The sequence below is a fragment of the Streptomyces sp. NPDC091287 genome (assembly GCF_044768525.1).
Classification (GTDB): Bacteria; Actinomycetota; Actinomycetes; order Streptomycetales; family Streptomycetaceae; genus Streptomyces.
Map to the genome: position 1 here is coordinate 42134 of NZ_JBIVUV010000006.1, position 15339 is coordinate 57472.

General features: G+C 72.4%; 13 protein-coding genes and 1 pseudogene. 5 read left to right on the plus strand and 9 right to left on the minus strand.

The genetic code is table 11. The features are described from left to right. Positions 1 to 49: 49 nt before the first annotated feature. Positions 50 to 407: pseudogene (locus ACIQRW_RS11315) on the plus strand (hypothetical protein). 63 nt (positions 408 to 470) lie between these two features. Here the strand turns inward: ACIQRW_RS11315 and ACIQRW_RS11320 are convergent. Then, the gene (locus tag ACIQRW_RS11320; protein ID WP_403757562.1) at positions 471 to 926 is read right to left on the minus strand and encodes a hypothetical protein; all 456 of its coding nucleotides are present in this window, start codon (positions 924 to 926) and stop codon (positions 471 to 473) included. Between the two features lie 160 nt (positions 927 to 1086). Here ACIQRW_RS11320 and ACIQRW_RS11325 point away from each other — a divergent pair, with 160 nt between their 5' ends. After that, complete coding sequence (locus tag ACIQRW_RS11325) at positions 1087 to 1866, plus strand: maleylpyruvate isomerase family mycothiol-dependent enzyme (protein WP_403757565.1); 780 nt, start codon at positions 1087 to 1089, stop codon at positions 1864 to 1866. A gap of 37 nt (positions 1867 to 1903) precedes the next feature. Here the strand turns inward: ACIQRW_RS11325 and ACIQRW_RS11330 are convergent, their stop codons facing one another. The 7 genes from ACIQRW_RS11330 to ACIQRW_RS11360 form a co-directional block, all read right to left on the minus strand. Further along, positions 1904 to 2914: an LLM class F420-dependent oxidoreductase gene (locus ACIQRW_RS11330; protein ID WP_403757568.1), complete on the minus strand. Its 1011-nt coding sequence runs from the start codon at positions 2912 to 2914 to the stop codon at positions 1904 to 1906. A gap of 119 nt (positions 2915 to 3033) precedes the next feature. Further along, on the minus strand, positions 3034 to 3909 hold the full coding sequence (locus ACIQRW_RS11335; protein ID WP_403757570.1) for a hypothetical protein: 876 nt from the start codon (positions 3907 to 3909) through the stop codon (positions 3034 to 3036). A gap of 167 nt (positions 3910 to 4076) precedes the next feature. Continuing rightward, complete coding sequence (locus ACIQRW_RS11340) at positions 4077 to 4997, minus strand: N-acetylmuramoyl-L-alanine amidase (protein WP_403757573.1); 921 nt, start codon at positions 4995 to 4997, stop codon at positions 4077 to 4079. Positions 4998 to 5074: 77 nt separating this feature from the next. Beyond that, positions 5075 to 5731 carry a class I SAM-dependent methyltransferase gene (locus tag ACIQRW_RS11345; RefSeq protein ID WP_403757576.1) on the minus strand — a complete coding sequence of 219 codons (657 nt, stop codon included), beginning with the start codon at positions 5729 to 5731 and terminating at the stop codon, positions 5075 to 5077. Positions 5732 to 5867: 136 nt separating this feature from the next. Beyond that, the gene (locus ACIQRW_RS11350) at positions 5868 to 7175 is read right to left on the minus strand and encodes a M20/M25/M40 family metallo-hydrolase (protein WP_403757579.1); all 1308 of its coding nucleotides are present in this window, start codon (positions 7173 to 7175) and stop codon (positions 5868 to 5870) included. Next, the gene (locus ACIQRW_RS11355) at positions 7172 to 8566 is read right to left on the minus strand and encodes a cytosine permease (RefSeq protein ID WP_403757581.1); all 1395 of its coding nucleotides are present in this window, start codon (positions 8564 to 8566) and stop codon (positions 7172 to 7174) included. The genes ACIQRW_RS11350 and ACIQRW_RS11355 overlap by 4 nt, the downstream gene beginning before the upstream one ends. After that, positions 8566 to 9519 (minus strand): DUF1177 domain-containing protein, encoded by a 954-nt coding sequence (locus ACIQRW_RS11360; RefSeq protein ID WP_403757584.1) that lies wholly within the window; start codon positions 9517 to 9519, stop codon positions 8566 to 8568. The genes ACIQRW_RS11355 and ACIQRW_RS11360 overlap by 1 nt, the downstream gene beginning before the upstream one ends. Positions 9520 to 9666: 147 nt before the next feature. On the opposite strand from ACIQRW_RS11360, the gene ACIQRW_RS11365 reads away from it, so the two are divergent. After that, the gene (locus ACIQRW_RS11365) at positions 9667 to 10494 is read left to right on the plus strand and encodes an IclR family transcriptional regulator (protein WP_403757587.1); all 828 of its coding nucleotides are present in this window, start codon (positions 9667 to 9669) and stop codon (positions 10492 to 10494) included. A 112-nt stretch (positions 10495 to 10606) separates the two neighbouring features. Next, positions 10607 to 11335, plus strand: coding sequence for a dipeptidase PepE (gene pepE / locus ACIQRW_RS11370; RefSeq protein ID WP_403757590.1), 729 nt, complete (start codon positions 10607 to 10609; stop codon positions 11333 to 11335). Here the strand turns inward: pepE and ACIQRW_RS11375 are convergent. Beyond that, positions 11260 to 12828 carry an MFS transporter gene (locus ACIQRW_RS11375; RefSeq protein WP_403757593.1) on the minus strand — a complete coding sequence of 523 codons (1569 nt, stop codon included), beginning with the start codon at positions 12826 to 12828 and terminating at the stop codon, positions 11260 to 11262. The genes pepE and ACIQRW_RS11375 overlap by 76 nt on opposite strands. A 191-nt stretch (positions 12829 to 13019) precedes the next feature. Here ACIQRW_RS11375 and ACIQRW_RS11380 point away from each other — a divergent pair, with 191 nt between their 5' ends. After that, positions 13020 to 15335, plus strand: a complete 2316-nt coding sequence (locus tag ACIQRW_RS11380) for an acyl-CoA dehydrogenase (protein ID WP_403757595.1) — start codon at positions 13020 to 13022, stop codon at positions 15333 to 15335. The last annotated feature ends 4 nt before the right edge of the window (positions 15336 to 15339 follow it).

Consider the following 15339-nt stretch of genomic DNA (forward strand, 5'->3'; position numbering starts at 1 on the left):
CGGTTCACCCGGCCCGGCCGGTCCGGCCCGCCCGGTCAGGAGCCCCGCCGTGCCCCGTTCCGTACCGCTCCGCCGCACCCTCGCGGCGCTGCTGCTGTCCTGCGCCCTGCTGGCGGGCACGACGGCGTGCGGCGACTCCGGCGACTCCGACGGCGGCAACGCGACGAGCGCGTCGGCGGCGGCCGACCCCTCCGTGGCCGGCCCCTCGGCCTCCGCCGAGAAACAGCGGCTCGCCAAGACCCGGTTCGTCGCCAACGCGGGGCTCGCGGAAGCTCCGCAAGGGCGAGGCGGGGGAGGGTGACGTGGGGGCGTTCGAGAGTGTCATCGACAGCATCAAGAACGCCGGCAAGGACGCGGGCGCCGAGGTGAAGGACAAGGTCCCCTCCACCTCCCAACTGAGCGGATAGCGGCGGTGAGAAGGCCGCCGTCCCCTGAGAGGGGGGCGGCGGCCTCCGCGTGTCCCGCCGGGGTCAGAGCAGATCGTCACCCGTGCCGTCGTAGTCCATCTCCTCGCCCTCGGGACGCAGGGGGTCCGCGCCGGTCAGGGCGAGGATCAGATAGGCGCCGTAGGACGAGCCGTCGTGCTCGTCCTTCACGTTCAGCGTTCCGCCGACGCCGTCCTCGTCGGTCTCGAACCCCGCCGGGTCCAGGCCGAGCCGTCGGGCGAGTCCGTCGACCGCGGCGAGCAGCCGGTCGCGCACGGTCCCGCCCTCCCGGGCCGCGCCCTCCGGGGCCGGGAAGACCACGAGGAGATCGGCGAGGAAGCCGCGGCGCACTCCGTCAGGATCGGCCGCCTCGAACGCCATCGACGTCGGCCGGAGCTCGGAGACCAGCGGCAGCCAGGCGTGCAGCGCTTCCTCGGCGGTGCGCACCCGCCCCAGGTTCAGAGAGACGCGGCAGACCACGTCGTCGGGGGAGAACCTCATCAGTGGGTCACGTATCCGTTCTTCGGGAGGGTTTCGACACGTTGGCGTGGGAGCAGTCCTTGCCTTCATTCTCGCTCCGTCGACGGGCGGCCCGTCGACTCCCGGTCGACCTGCGCAATCCGGGTGATCGACCCGGGCCCCGCCGGTTAGGGTGCGCGGCATGACCCCTCTTTCCCACGACCGTTACTGCGACGAGATCCTGGCCCAGAACGACGCCCTGCGCGCGGTGCTGACCGGCGCCGACCTCACCGCGACCGTCCCCACCTGTCCCGACTGGACCCTGCGGGAGCTGGCCGTCCACGTCGGCGGCGCGCACCGCTGGGTCGGCGAGATCGTCCGCACCCGCGCCGCCGAGGAGATCCCCGAGGACACGGTGCCCGGCATCGAAGGCCCGGACGGCGACGACCCGGCCGTGCTGGACGCCTGGCTCGCCGAGGGGGCCGCGGCCACCGTCGCCGCGCTGCGGGAGGCGGGGCCGGACACCGAGGTGTGGTCCTGGGCGTGGGAGCGGCGTGCCGCCTTCTGGGCGCGGCGCATGACACACGAGACGGCGGTGCACCGGGCGGACGCGGCGCTCGCCGCCCGCGTCCCGTACACGGTCGACGCCGACGTGGCCGCCGACACCATCGAGGAATGGCTGCGCATCGTCTCCTTCTCCCAGGACGACGGCGACCCCGAGGCGGCCGAACTGTGCGGCGGCGGGCGCTCGTTGCATCTGCACGCCACCGACGAGCCCGGCGCCGAGTGGCTGATCGAGTTCGGCGACGACCGCTTCACCTGGCGGCACGCACACGACAAGGCCACGGTCGCGCTGCGCGGACCGCTCACCGACCTGATGCTCGTCTTCAACCGCCGACTGGAGCCGACGAGCCCGCGGGTCGAGGTGCTCGGCGACGCCACGCTGCTGGACTTCTGGCTGGACCGGTCGTCGTTCGGCTGAGCGGCGGAAGCCCGGACACGCCCTTGAGGGCTCTCCCTCAGGAGTTCAGCTCCGCCAGGACCCGCAGCGTGTGCGGGTCCGGGGCGGTGACCAGCAGATCCGTCACCGGGCCGGTGCGCCACAGCTCCAGCCGCTCCGCGATGCGGGCGCGCGGCCCGATCAGGGAGATCTCGTCGGCGAACGCGTCGGGCACCGCCCGCACCGCCTCCTCCTTGCGGCCCTGGAGGAACAGCTCCTGGATCCGCCGGGCCTCCTCCTCGAACCCCATGCGGGCCATCAGGTCGGCGTGGAAGTTGCGGGCCGCGTGCCCCATCCCGCCGATGTAGAAGCCGAGCATCGCCTTCACCGGCCACAGCCCCTCGGCCACGTCGTCGCAGACGTGCGCGCGGGCCATCGGCGCGATCATGAAGTCGTCCCGGAGTCCGGCGAGCGACGCCCCGTAGACGTCCGTGCGCAGCGGCGACCAGTACAACGGCAGCCAGCCGTCCGCGATCTCCACCGTCTGCGCGATGTTCTTCGGGCCCTCCGCGCCCAGCAGGACGGGGAGCGAGGCCCGCAGCGGATGCGTGATCGGCTTCAGCGGCTTGCCGAGCCCGGTGGCGTCCGGGCCGGTGTACGGGTGGGAGTGGAAGCGGCCCGCCAGCTCCACCGGAGCCTGCCGTGCCAGCACCTGCCGGATCACCTCGACGTACTCGCGGGTCGCGGTCAGCGGGCTCCTGGGGAACGGCCGCCCGTACCACCCCTCCACCACCTGCGGCCCGGACAGGCCGAGGCCGAGCAGCATCCGGCCGCCGGAGAGATGGTCCAGGGTCAGCGCGTGCATGGCCGTCGCGGTGGGGGTGCGGGCCGCCATCTGGACGATGCCGGTGCCCAGCCGGATCCGGGAGGTGTGGGCGGCGATCCAGGTCAGCGGCGTGAAGGCGTCCGACCCCCAGGCCTCCGCCGTCCACACCGAGTCGTAGCCGAGCCGCTCGGCCTCCTGGACCAGGGCGAGTTGGCCGGGGTCCGGGCCGCGGCCCCAGTATCCGAGCGCGAGTCCGAGCCGCATTCCGTTCCCTCCAGCCGTAACTGACGAAGCGTCAGGTAGGGGTGACCGGGTTGGACTGTACGACAACGGCCCCCCGCCCGGAAGGGCGAGGGGCCGTGACGTGTGCTGTGGCGTACGGATCAGCCGCGCTGGATGCCCGTGGTGTCCTGGAGGACACCACGACGGCCGTCCTGCGTCTGGGCGATGAGGCTCTGGCCGCGCTGCTCCACCGCGAGGTACCAGGTGCCCGGCGCCAGCTCGGCGATCGGGTTCGGCGAACCGTCCTCGCCGTACAGCGGGCGGGCCACCGGAACGGCGAACCAGAACGGGGTGAAGTCGCCCGTCGGGGCGGCGCCGCCCTGCGAGGGCTGCTGGGCCTGAGCCTGGGCCTGCTGCGCCTGCGCCGGGTCGGCCTGGGCGGGCTGGCCCTGCTGCGGAGCGCCGGGGTAGCCGTAACCCTGGCTCGGCTGGGCACCGTACGGCTGCTGCTGCTGCTGCTGCTGCTGGCCGGCCGGGAAGCCGTAGCCCTGGCCGGGGCCCGCGCCGTACGGGGCCTGCCCGGCCCCTACGCCCTGCGCGGGGGAGGCCGGGCTGACGAGCGGGGCCTTGAGCGCGGGGATCATCGGACCGGCGACGGCACCCGCGACGAGCACGATGGTGGCCAGCAGGCCGAGGATCAGGCCCGCGCCGGCGCTGTTGACGTCGAGGATCGTCCAGAAGGCGGTCCACAGCGCGAAGACGGTGAGCGCCGCACCGAACTGGCCGAGGTCGAGGCCGACGACCTTGCGGCCCGGCATCGTACGGCTGACGATCAGCAGCGCCGCGCCGATGACTCCGGCGAGGAAGACGCTCATCAGGAGTCCGAGCGAGTCCCAGGCGTTCGGGCTGTCGAACCGGGAACAGTCGACGCCCTGCGGGCAGTCGTAGCTGGAGAAGTCGAGGAAAGAGGCGATGAACAGCACGACCGCTGCTCCGATCACCACGCCGTCGCCTCGAGTGAGGGATCGGATATTCACGTGAAGGTCCTTAGTCGGTCGTCTCGTCGGGGCGGTCGTCGCTGCCGCCGGTGCGGCTCGAAGCTCGGGAGCGGCTCCCTATCGTACGGATGAATCTATCGTCTGCCCGGGCGGGTTGCGTCCGTGCCCGGATCATGAGCGGTTATCCCCCCAATATCACCGCAGAACTACCCCTTCAGGTAGCCGGTAATGCCGTCGGCCATGCCCTGGGCGGCCTTCTGCCGCCAACTCGCGCTGGTGAGCAGGGCCGCGTCCTGCGGGTCACGCATATTGCCGCATTCCACGAACACCTTGGGCACGGTCGACAGATTCAGTCCGCCGAGATCATTACGCGTGTCCAGACCGGTTTTTCCGCCGATGTAATTGGAAGGCTCGCTTCCGGTCGTACGGACGAAGTGTCCGGCGATCCTCGCGCCGAGATCGGCCGAACTCCTCACGATCTTCGAGGTGTCGGCCCCGCCGCCCTTCACCTCGGCGGGCAGGATCACGTGGAAGCCCCGGTTGCCGACGGCCGACCCGTCGGCGTGCACCGAGACCACCGCGTCGGCCTTCGCCTCGTTCCCGATCCGGGCCCGCTCGTCGATGCACGGCCCGAACGGCCGGTCCCCGTCGTGGGTCAGCCGGACGCGGGCCCCCTCGGCCTCCAGCAGCGTGCGCAGCCGGTGGGACACGTCGAGGGTGAACCGGGCCTCCGCGTAGCCGTCATCGGTGGACGTACCGGTCGTGTCGCACTCCTTGCGGCCGGTGCCGATGTCGACCTTCTCGTTGATCTCCCGGGTGTGGTCCCGGTTGCGCGGATTGTGCCCCGGGTCGATCACCACGGTCCGGCCGGTCAGCGGGCCCTTCGGCAGCGGCTTCGCGGGGTCGGAGGGGGAAGCGGTTCCGGACGGCTCCGGCTGCTTCCCGGCCGGTGCCGGAGCCGTCGGGGAGGCGGCGTCCCCGCCGGGCCGGGGCGAGGCCGCACCGGCCCCGTCGGCTTCCGGGCCGCCGCCGCATCCGGCGGCGGTCAGGCATACGGCGGCCAGCGCGGCGGCCACGGAGAGCGGCCGGGCGCGGCGGGTGGGGGGAGGGCTGTCGTCGTTCGGCACGCGGCGATGCTACCCACCCCGCTGTCCGGACGGCTCGGACCGCGGCCCGTGCGACCCGGATCCCGCTCCCGTACGGCTCAGATCCCGGCGCCCGTGCGGCGCAGCACGCGCAGCGAGTCCGTCACCGACACCTCGGTGAACGCCCCGGAGGCCAGCGCCCGGAGGTAGATCCGGTAGGGGGCCTGCCCGCCGTCGGCCGGGTCGGGGAACACGTCGTGGATCACCAGCAGCCCGCCCTCGGCGACATGCGGGGCCCAGCCCTCGTAGTCGGCGTTCGCGTGCTCGTCGGTGTGCCCGCCGTCGATGAAGACGAGCCCGAGCGGCCCGGCCCACACGGCGGCGACCTGCGGGGAGCGCCCGACGAGCGCCACCACATGGTCCTCCAGGCCGGCCCGGCGCAGGGTGCGGCGGAACGTCGGCAGGGTGTCCATCAGCCCGACCTCCGGGTCCACCACGCTCGGGTCGTGGTACTCCCAGCCGGGCTGCTGCTCCTCGCTGCCCCGGTGGTGGTCGACGGTGAGCGCGCTGACCCCGGATCCCCGCGCCGCGTCCGCGAGCAGGATGGCGGACCGCCCGCAGTACGTGCCGACCTCCAGCAGCGGCAGCCCGAGCGCACCGGCCTCGGTGGCGGCGGCGTACAGGGCGAGACCCTCGTGGACCGGCATGAAGCCCTTGGCGGCCTCGAACGCGGCGAGGATCTCCGGCTTGGGCCCGGCTGCGGACTCGACGGTCACGGGGTTCCTCCAGGTGGGGCGGGGTGAGTGCGGAACGGCGCCCCATCGTGCCGTACGCCCCCGCCGAAGGGATCGGCGGGGGCGTACGTGGGGTGAGCCCGGGTCGGGCGGCCCCCGGCGGAACCGTGCGCTCGTGTCAGCAGCTCTGCCAGAGTCGGGTCATGACGCGGACGCCGAAGCGCAGGCCCTCCAGCGGGACGCGTTCGTCCACGCCGTGGAAGAGGCGGCCGTAGTCCAGGTCGTGCGGGAGCTTCAGCCCCTTGAAGCCGAAGCAGCGGATGCCCAGGTGGGTGAAGGCCTTGGCGTCGGTGCCACCCGGGTTGCAGTACGGGACGGGGTGGCCGTCCGGGTCCTCGGCGCGGACGGCGTCGCACATCGCGTCGACCAGCGGGCCGTCGAACGTCGTCTCCATCGCGATGTCGTGGTTGACCCACTCACGGCTGACGGAGGGGAGCAGGAGCCGGTCGATCGTGTCGATCAGTTCCTGCTCGTGGCCGGGGAGGAAACGGCCGTCGACGCGGGCGGTGGCCTTCCCGGGGATGACGTTGGTCTGGTAGCCGGCGGTGAACATGGTGGGGTTCGCCGAGTTGCGGAGCACCACCTGCATGAAGTCCGCGACCGGGCCCAGCCCGGCCAGGGTGGCCTCGATGTCGTTCTCGTCGAACGCGACGCCGTAGAGGCGGGCGGCCTCCTCCAGCAGGGCGCGGACCGGTTCGATCAGCCGGATCGGGAAGGTCTCGCGGCCGATCCGGGTGAGGGACTCGGCGAGGTCGGTGACCGCGTTCTCGTCGTTGGGCGACGAGCCGTGGCCGGCCCGGCCGTTGGCGGTGAGCTCCATCCACGCCATGCCGCGCTGGGCGTTCTCGATCGGGTACAGCCGACGCGTGTCGTCGATGGCGAAGGAGAAGCCGCCGCCCTCGCCGATCGCCTCGGTGACCCCGGAGAAGAGGTCCGGCCGGTGTTCGACCAGCCAGTGGGCGCCGAACTTGCCGCCCGCCTCCTCGTCGGCGAGGAAGGCGAGCACCACGTCGCGGGCCGGCCGCGTGCCGGTGCGGGCGAAGTGCCGGGCGGTGGCGAGCATGACCGCCACCGTGTCCTTCATGTCGATCGCGCCCCGGCCCCAGAGGTAGCCGTCGCGGATCTCGCCCGAGAACGGCGGGACCTGCCACTCCGAGGCGTCGGCGGGGACGACGTCCAGATGGCCGTGGACCAGCAGGGCTCCCCGGGTGGGGTCGCTCCCGGCGATCCGGGCGATGACGCTGGCCCGGCCCGGGGCGGACTCGACCAGCTCGGACGCGATGCCCACCTCGGCGAGGCGGTCCACCACCCAGTCGGCGGCGGCGCGCTCGTCGCTGGTCGGGTTGGAGGTGTCGAACCGGATCAGTTCGGCGCAGAGGTCCACGACCTCGGTCTGGGCCTGCTCGGAGGCGGGGGTGAGGGTCATGCTGCTCCTGCCGGAGTGGTCGCGCGGGCGGCGGGGGCCGGGCTGCTGCCGTCCTCGTCGTCCAGGGTGGAGGTGCCGTACGGCTTGACCCAGCCCAGCAGGCCGAGGGCGCAGTACAGCAGGAAGGCGGTGGCCAGCGAGTTGAGGGCCGGTATGCCGCCGTCGTAGAACTTGCCGACGCAGAACGCCACGACCCAGATGACCAGGGACATCGGCACCCAGGTGGGCGAGGTCAGCGGCAGGGTCTCCGCCTCACGGGTGTCGTCCAGTGGCTTGCGCATCCGCTTCACGACCCAGTACTCGGCGACGATGATGCCGCCGATCGGCGGGATCATCACGCCCAGCAGGGAGAGGAACTCCGTGAAGTGGGTCATGATGCCGACCGCGGACAGGAGCGTGCCGGCGATGCCGAGGACGACCGTGACCACGCCGCGGTGCAGCCGCTTGCGGAAGACGACCTGGAAGAAGTTGACGACGCCGAGCGAGGAGCCGTACAGGTTCCAGTCGTTGATCTTCGCGGTGGACATCAGGACCACCATCACACCGAAGGCGCCCGAGGTGGAGAGCACGATGTGGGACACATCGCTCGACTTCACCAGGTGGCCGAGCAGCACACCGACCATGCCGACGATGTACTCGGAGAGGATCATCGAGGAGGCGCTCTGCACGAAGACGTGCGAGCCCTTCCTGTTGTAGCGGGTCATCTCCGGGGAGACGATCGCGCCGGTCATGTAACCGCCCGCGATGGCGGTGGCGGCGACGGCGAGAGGAATCGTTTCGCCGGGCGGCGGCGAGCTGATGAGCTCACTGATCGAGTGGTCGTTGAGGGTTGTGATGATCGACCAGGCGACCATGCCGAAGAACAGCGGGGTGACGATCTTGGCGAAGAGGGCCATGTACTTGAAGCCGAAGATGACCAGGCCCGTGATGGCGATGCCCGCGATCACGCACCACATCCAGGACGGTCCGCCGACCAGCGCCGAGACACTGTTGCCGAAGATCGTGTTCTGGACGCCGAACCAGCCGACCAGGCTGACCGCGATGACGAAACTGACCAGCGCCGAACCGTTGCGGCCGAAGCCCGTCCAGCGGGTGAGCATCGGGGTCGCCAGACCCTCGCGCATACCGGCCAGACCGATCGCGAAGATCACGATCTCCAGGATCACCGCGCCGAGCGTGAAGGCGAGGAAGGCGTCCCCGAAGGTCATGCCGACGCCGATGGTGGCGCCCAGCGTGAACTGGGAGATCGAGCCGGACTGGGCCAGCCACTGAAGGAGCATGGACCAGAAGCCGAAGCGCTTGTCGCGCGGGACCCGCGAGAGCGAGTAGTCGTCGCTGCCGATGCTCTTGGCTTCGGGGGCCGTGGCGCCGGCCCGGTGGGCGGATGCCATCAGGACTCCTGGGTGGTGCGGCCGAGGGTCTGGAGGTGAGCCAGCGACCCGTAGCGGTTGACGAGGTTGTCGAACTCCACCGCGTCGTGGAAGTCCAGCTGCCCGGCGCCGAAGCCCTTGGCGACCTCCACGGCGTAGCGGGCGGCGGACGCGATGTCGCTCTCGTGACTCGCGCCCGTCTGGCAGCCCGGTACCGCGGCGGCCGAGGTGACCGCGAGACCGACGACCGGAGCGGCGGTCGCGGTGGCGGGCTGGAGGATCGAATTGATGTGGTGTGCACCGTTACCGTACGGCGTGATGTCCTGGGTGGTCACCGGGTATGTGACCAACGGCTCACCGGTCACCACGGCCAGCAGCTCGCCGAGCTGCTCGCTGACCCGGAGCACCCAGCCCTCCTTGACGGTGGGCGACAGGGCCAGGCCCTTGTGGTTGATGATCCGGTTGCCCTTGGTGGTGTCGATGGAGAGCACGGCCTCCATGTCGGCGGTCACCTCGTGCCGGTTCATCGTGGCGATGTCCACGGGCGAGCCCATGAACGGCACCGGGTCGTGCGGCTCGGTCGGCGCGTTCGGGCAGATGTGCGTGGCCACAATGACGTCACCGGGCAGCACATCGCCGCGACGGCGCATGTCGAGCAGTTTGGCCGCCGTGGCGATGGCGGCGGCCGCGCCGTCGGCGTCGGAGACCAGACCGGTCACCTCGGGCCGGGCGCCGATACCGCCGAGCCGGCCCACCACACCGAGGGTGCGGGCGCTGCCGCCCGCCGTCCGGCCACGGGAGCCGGGGATGCGGACGAGCACGAAGTCCGTCGAGCCCTGGTCACCCGTGACGGTGGTGACCTGCGCGGACGAGCCCTCGGCCCCCGCTGCGGCGTCGAGGTACCCGACGACCGTCTTGCCATTGACCTGGGGATCGTCCAGAAGCTCGACGATGTCCAGTACGTACTTCAACATGGGGGCATTTCTCCTGATCCTGACACCCGCCCGGCGCTCGACGGGGAGAGCGCGGGGCTGGGTGCTGAGGCAACATTCGGGATCGGATAGCGTTGAGCGCAACTGTTTCCCGCTATTAGCAATTCCGGTCTGAATGGTGAGATGACGATGGCCGAGTTCGATCTGGACCGACGTACGCCCGCCGGGGCGCTGCAAACCGTCGACCGGGCACTCCTGGTGCTGCTCGCCTTCGAGCGCACCAGACCCGACTGGGGCGTCACCGAGGTCGCCGAGGAGTTCGGCTGGGACACCTCCGTCGCCCAGCGGCTGCTCGCCACCCTGGCCGGCCGGGGCTTCCTGGTCTCCGACCCGGCCACCCGCCGCTACCGCATCGGCCCCGCCGTACTGCGGCTCGGCCGGCTCTGGGAGCGCTCGGGCTCGCTGGAGCTGCTGGCCGGTCCGGTCCTGGAAGAGCTGCGCCGGACCACCGGCGACACGGTCCTGTTCTGCCTTCCGGACAGCTTCCACATGCGCTGCGTGGCCGCCGAGGAGGGCGAGACCGGACCGCTGCGCTACTACCCGCTGGTCGGCGAGCTCTACCCGGCGCACGCGGGGGCGACCAGTAAGTCCTACTACGCCTATCTGCCCGACGAGCAGCGCCACCGGCTCTTCCGGGGTCGCCCCATGGCACGCTTCACGGACCGCACCGTCACCGAACCGGACCTGCTGGAACGGGAGTTCATCAAGATCCGGGCCCAGGGCTACGCCTGGACGGTCGGCGAGTACGACACCGGGATCGCCACCGTCGCCGTACCGGTGTTCCTGGGGCGCGAGCCGTACGGAAGTCTCAGTCTCGGTGGCGGGGAGGACCGGTTCCGGGGGGCGCTCGAGGACCGGCTCGACGCGCTGCGCCAGGCGGCCCAGCTGCTGGAGCAGCGCCTCACCCACCCACCGCAGCGGCCGAAGCCCCGCGGCCGCCGGCCCCGTACCGCCTGACCGACCCGTACCACCTGACCGACCCGTACCACCTGACCGACCCGACCCGATCCGCCTGACCGACCCGATCCACCTGGCCGACCCGATGTGCCCGACGTACCCGAGGAACCCCGTGAATCTGCTTCTGCTCTCCAACTCCACCCAGTTCGGCTGCGGTTATTTGGAACACGCCCTGGACACCGTCACCGCGTTCCTCCCCACGAACGCGCGACTCGCCTTCGTCCCGTACGCGCTCGCCGATCACGCCGCGTACACCACCCGGGTCCGCGAGGCGCTGGAGCCGTCCGGCATCACCGTGCGAGGCGTCCACGAGAACCCCGACCCGGTCGCCGAACTCGCCGCGTCCGACGCCGTGTTCATCGGCGGCGGCAACTCCTTCCGGCTGCTCGCCGCTCTCTACCGCACCGGTCTGCGCGAAGCCGTGCGCGACGCGGTGCGGGGCGGGCTGCCCTACATGGGCGCGAGCGCCGGGACCAACATGGCCGCCCCGACCCTGCGCACGTCCAACGACATGCCCATCGTGCAGCCGCCGTCCTTCGAGGCGCTGGGCCTGGTCCCGTTCCAGATCAACCCGCACTATCTGGACCCGGACCCGGCCAGCACCCACAAGGGCGAGACCCGCGAGGAGCGGCTCACCGAGTTCCTGGAGGAGAACGACGTACCCGTGCTCGGGCTGCGCGAGGGCTCCTGGCTCCGTGTCGACGGGGAGCGGGCCCACGTCCAGGGCGCCCGCCCCGCCCGGCTGTTCTCCCGCGCGGCCGAGCCTCAGGAGCTCCTGCCGGGGTCCGACGTGTCCCGGCTGCTCACGACCGTGCCGCGGTTCGACGCTCCGGTGCGCTGACCGAGCCCGGCCCCGGCCCGGGCGGCTCGCGCGTCGTCCGCGCTGCTCGCCAGGAGCACCGGGTGCGCGGAGGGCCGCTGCGAGGGCAGGAACGCCGCCAGCACCAGGCCGATCAGCACCGCCCCCGTGGCGATCAGGAACGAGATCCGGAAGCCCTCCATGGACGGCACCTGGACCGAGCCCATCGTCACGGAGGTGTTGGCCAGCACCATGCCGATGACGGCGCTCGACACCGAGGTGCCGATGGACCGCATCAGGGTGTTGAGGCCGTTGGCCGCGCCGGTCTCCGACGGGGCGACGGCCCCGATGATCAGGGCGGGCAGCGAGGAGTACGCGAGGCCGATCCCGGCGCCGAGCACCACCGCGATCAGCACGGTCTGCCAGGCGGCGCTGAGCAGCCCGAGCCCGGCCCCGTAACCGATCGCGATGACCAGCATGCCGAGCATCAGCGTGGTCTTGGGGCCTCTGCGGGCCGAGATCCGGGCGTACAGCGGGGCGACGAACATCATCGTCACGCCGAGCGGGGCCACGCAGAGCCCGGCGACCACCATGGACTGGCCGAGGCCGTAGCCGGTGGACGTGGGCAGCTGGAGCAGTTGCGGCAGGACCAGGGAGACCGCGTAGAAGGCGACCCCGACCATGATCGAGGCGAGGTTGGTGAGCAGTACCTCGCGGCGGGCGGTGGTGCGCAGATCGACGAGCGGTGCCGGGGTGCGCAGTTCGAACAGGCCCCACAGCACCAGCGTGGCGACCGACGCGGCGAGCAGCCCGAGGGTCGGGGCGGAGGTCCAGCCCCAGTCGCTGCCCTTGGTGACCGGCAGGAGGAGAAGGACCAGGCCGAGCGAGAGCCCGAGGGCGCCGATCACGTCGAAGGTGCCGGGCGCGCGCAGCGGCGGCTCGGGGACGAGTGCGTACGTGAGCGCCATCGCGAGCAGGCCGAGCCCGGCCGAGCCGAGGAACAGCGCGTGCCAGTCGGCGTGCTGGGCGACCAGCGCGGCGGCGGGCAGCGCGAGCCCGCCGCCCACCCCGATCGAGGAGCTCATCAGGGCCATCGCCGAGCCGAGCTTCTCGCGCGGCAGCTCGTCGCGCATGATGCCGATGCCGAGCGGGATGGCGCCCATGGCGAAGCCCTGGGGCGCGCGGCCGGTGATCATCACGACCAGGTCGTCGGTGGAGGCGCAGATCAGCGAGCCGACCACCATGACGGCGAGCGAGGCGAGCAGCATCCGCCGCTTGCCGTAGAGGTCGCCGAGCCGCCCCATGATCGGGGTCGAGACGGCGCCCGCGAGCAGGGTGGCGGTCATCACCCAGGTGGCGTTGGCTGGGTCGGTGTCCAGCAGGGCCGGCAGGTCCTTGATGACCGGGACGAGCAGGGTCTGCATGACCGCGACGGTGATGCCCGCGAAGGCGAGGACGGGCACGATGGGGCCGGAGCGCGCCTGTCGCGGCTCGGAGAGCTCCCCGGTGTGCCGTATCTGTTTCGTCCGTCGCATACGTGGGGCCTCCGGGCGGCGTCGATCACCCGGGCTCCCCCAAGTGCGTGCATGGTGAACACTTCCCGGCGGCGCCCTATTCCGGTCCGGATCCACCGGTCTCCGGATCCACCGGTCTCCTGACCTTCCGTCAGATTGAAACGTGTTCTACTCTTGCGCCGTTCCAACGGCCCCGACCGGCGAGGACTCGCATGGGCATCGGCACAGGCATCGGCACCGGCATCGGGATCACCGAGGAGCACCGCGCGCTGGCACACTCCGTACGGGGATGGCTGGCCCGCGCCGCACCACCCGGCGAGGTGCGCAGGATCCTCGACGCGGGGAGCCCGGCCGCCCCCGGCGTTCGCCCGGCCCACTGGGAGGGGCTCGCCGCGCAGGGGCTCACCGGCATCCATCTGCCCGAGGCGTACGGAGGTGGCGGCGGGGGTCTCCTCGACCTCGCCGTCGTCCTGGAGGAGGCCGCGTACGCCTCGCTGCCCGGCCCCTACCTCGCGACCGCGCTCACCTCCGCCGTGCTGCGCCACGCGGTGACCGCCGGGGCCGAGGAGCTGGGCGGACCGCTCCGGGAGCTCGCCGCGGGGGACCGCACCGCCGCCCTCGCCCTCGCGCCCGGCACCCTCACCGCCACCCCGGCCGAGGGCGGTCACCGGCTCGACGGCACCGCCCCGCCCGTCCTGACCGCCGAGGCGGCCGACCTGCTCCTGCTGCCCGCCGCCACGCCCGACGGCGAGCGCTGGTTCCTCGTCGACGCCGGGGCCGCGGGCCTCGCCGTGCGCCCGCACCGCAGCGTCGACCCGACCCGGCCCACCGCCGAGGTGCGCGTCGACGCCGTCCCCGTACCGGCGCACCGGGCGCTGCCCCTGGACTCCACGCTCGTCCGCGACCTGGCCGCCGTCCTTATCGCCGCCGACGCCTGCGGGAGTGCCGCCCGGAGCCTGGACACCGCCGTCGAACACGCCACCGTGCGCGAGCAGTTCGGGCGGCCCATCGGGGCGTTCCAGGCCGTCAAACACCTCTGCGCCGACATGCTCGTCCGCCTCGAACAGGCCCGCGCCCTCACCTGGGACGCGGCCCGCGCCGCCGACGAATCCGCCCGCGCCGCCGACGAATCCGCCCGGTCAGCCCCCGACCAGGCCGGGGCGGCGGCTTCCGGCGGCGGCGAACCCACCCGGACCGACGGCGCGGGGCCCGGGGCGCGCGGGCTCACCGCCGCACTCGCCGCCGCCACCGCACCCGAGGCCGCGTACACCTGCGCCAAGGACGCCATCCAGATCCTCGGCGGCATCGGCTTCACCTGGGAGCACGACGCCCACCTCCAGCTGCGCCGGGCCGTCCTCGCCCGCCAGCTCCTCGGCGCCGCCGACACGCACCGGCTGCGCGCCGCCCGCCTGACCGAGGCCGGCGCCCGCCGCGAACTGGCCCTGGAACTCCCCGCCGAGGCCGCCGGCCACCGCGCCGAGGCCCGCCCCCACCTCGCCGCCGCCCGGGGCCTGACACCGGCCGGGGCCCGCCGCGCCCTCGCCGCCACCGGCTACGCGGCCCCGCACCTCCCCGACCCGTACGGACTGGGCGCCGGACCCGTACAGCAACTGGCGATCCAGCAGGAGTCGAGGGAACAGGGCATCCGCCTCAGCGACCTGTCCATCGCCACCTGGGTGGTGCCGTCCCTCATCGCGTACGGAACCGAGGAACAGCGGAAGCGCTATCTGCCGGCCACCCTGCGCGGCGACCTCCAGTGGTGCCAGCTCTTCTCGGAACCCGAAGCCGGCTCCGACCTCGCCGCGCTGCGCACCCGCGCGGTACGGACCGACGAGGGGTGGCGGATCACCGGGCAGAAGGTCTGGACGAGCGCCGCCCGCACCGCCGACCACGGCATCCTGCTGGCCCGCACCGACCCGGACGCCCCCAAGCACCGCGGGCTCACCTACTTCCTGGTCGACATGAAGAACGCCGAAGGCATCGACATCCGCCCGCTCAAGGAGATCACCGGCGAGGCCCTCTTCAACGAGGTGTACTTCGACGACGTCCTGCTGCCCGCCGACGCCGTCGTCGGGGAGGTCGGCGGCGGCTGGCGGGTCGCCCGCGACACCCTGGGCAACGAACGCGTCCACATGGCCGACCAGATGACCTTCGACAGCGGGCTCGAAGCCCTGATCGCCCGCTCGGCCGGGCTGGACGGGGCGACCCGCACCCGGATCGGCGCGCTCGCCGCCGAGGCCCACGCGCTCGCCTGCGTCGGACTGCGCACCACGCTCCAGCAGGTCTCCGGCCGCGAACCGGGCGCCGGGGCCTCGGTCCGCAAACTCGTCCAGACCCTCCACCAGCAGAAGGTCGCCGAACTCACCCTCGAACTCCTCGGCCCGGACGGCGCGGTGGACGAACCGGCGGCGGGGGAGCGGGCCCTCCACGGCTTCCTGATGTCCCGCTGTCTGACCATCGCGGGCGGCACCACCCAGATCCAGCTCAACGTCGTCGCCGAACGGATCCTCGGCCTCCCCCGGGACTGACCGC

Excerpts from the sequence above, each read along its gene's own strand:
- ACIQRW_RS11355 (WP_403757581.1), bottom strand. The coding sequence starts at position 8,566 with ATGGCATCCGCCCACCGGGCCGGCGCCACGGCCCCCGAAGCCAAGAGC.
- ACIQRW_RS11380 (WP_403757595.1), top strand. The coding sequence starts at position 13,020 with ATGGGCATCGGCACAGGCATCGGCACCGGCATCGGGATCACCGAGGAG.
- ACIQRW_RS11320 (WP_403757562.1), bottom strand. The coding sequence starts at position 926 with ATGAGGTTCTCCCCCGACGACGTGGTCTGCCGCGTCTCTCTGAACCTG.
- ACIQRW_RS11365 (WP_403757587.1), top strand. The coding sequence starts at position 9,667 with ATGGCCGAGTTCGATCTGGACCGACGTACGCCCGCCGGGGCGCTGCAA.
- ACIQRW_RS11360 (WP_403757584.1), bottom strand. The coding sequence starts at position 9,519 with ATGTTGAAGTACGTACTGGACATCGTCGAGCTTCTGGACGATCCCCAG.
- ACIQRW_RS11325 (WP_403757565.1), top strand. The coding sequence starts at position 1,087 with ATGACCCCTCTTTCCCACGACCGTTACTGCGACGAGATCCTGGCCCAG.
- ACIQRW_RS11375 (WP_403757593.1), bottom strand. The coding sequence starts at position 12,828 with ATGCGACGGACGAAACAGATACGGCACACCGGGGAGCTCTCCGAGCCG.
- ACIQRW_RS11350 (WP_403757579.1), bottom strand. The coding sequence starts at position 7,175 with ATGACCCTCACCCCCGCCTCCGAGCAGGCCCAGACCGAGGTCGTGGAC.
- ACIQRW_RS11330 (WP_403757568.1), bottom strand. The coding sequence starts at position 2,914 with ATGCGGCTCGGACTCGCGCTCGGATACTGGGGCCGCGGCCCGGACCCC.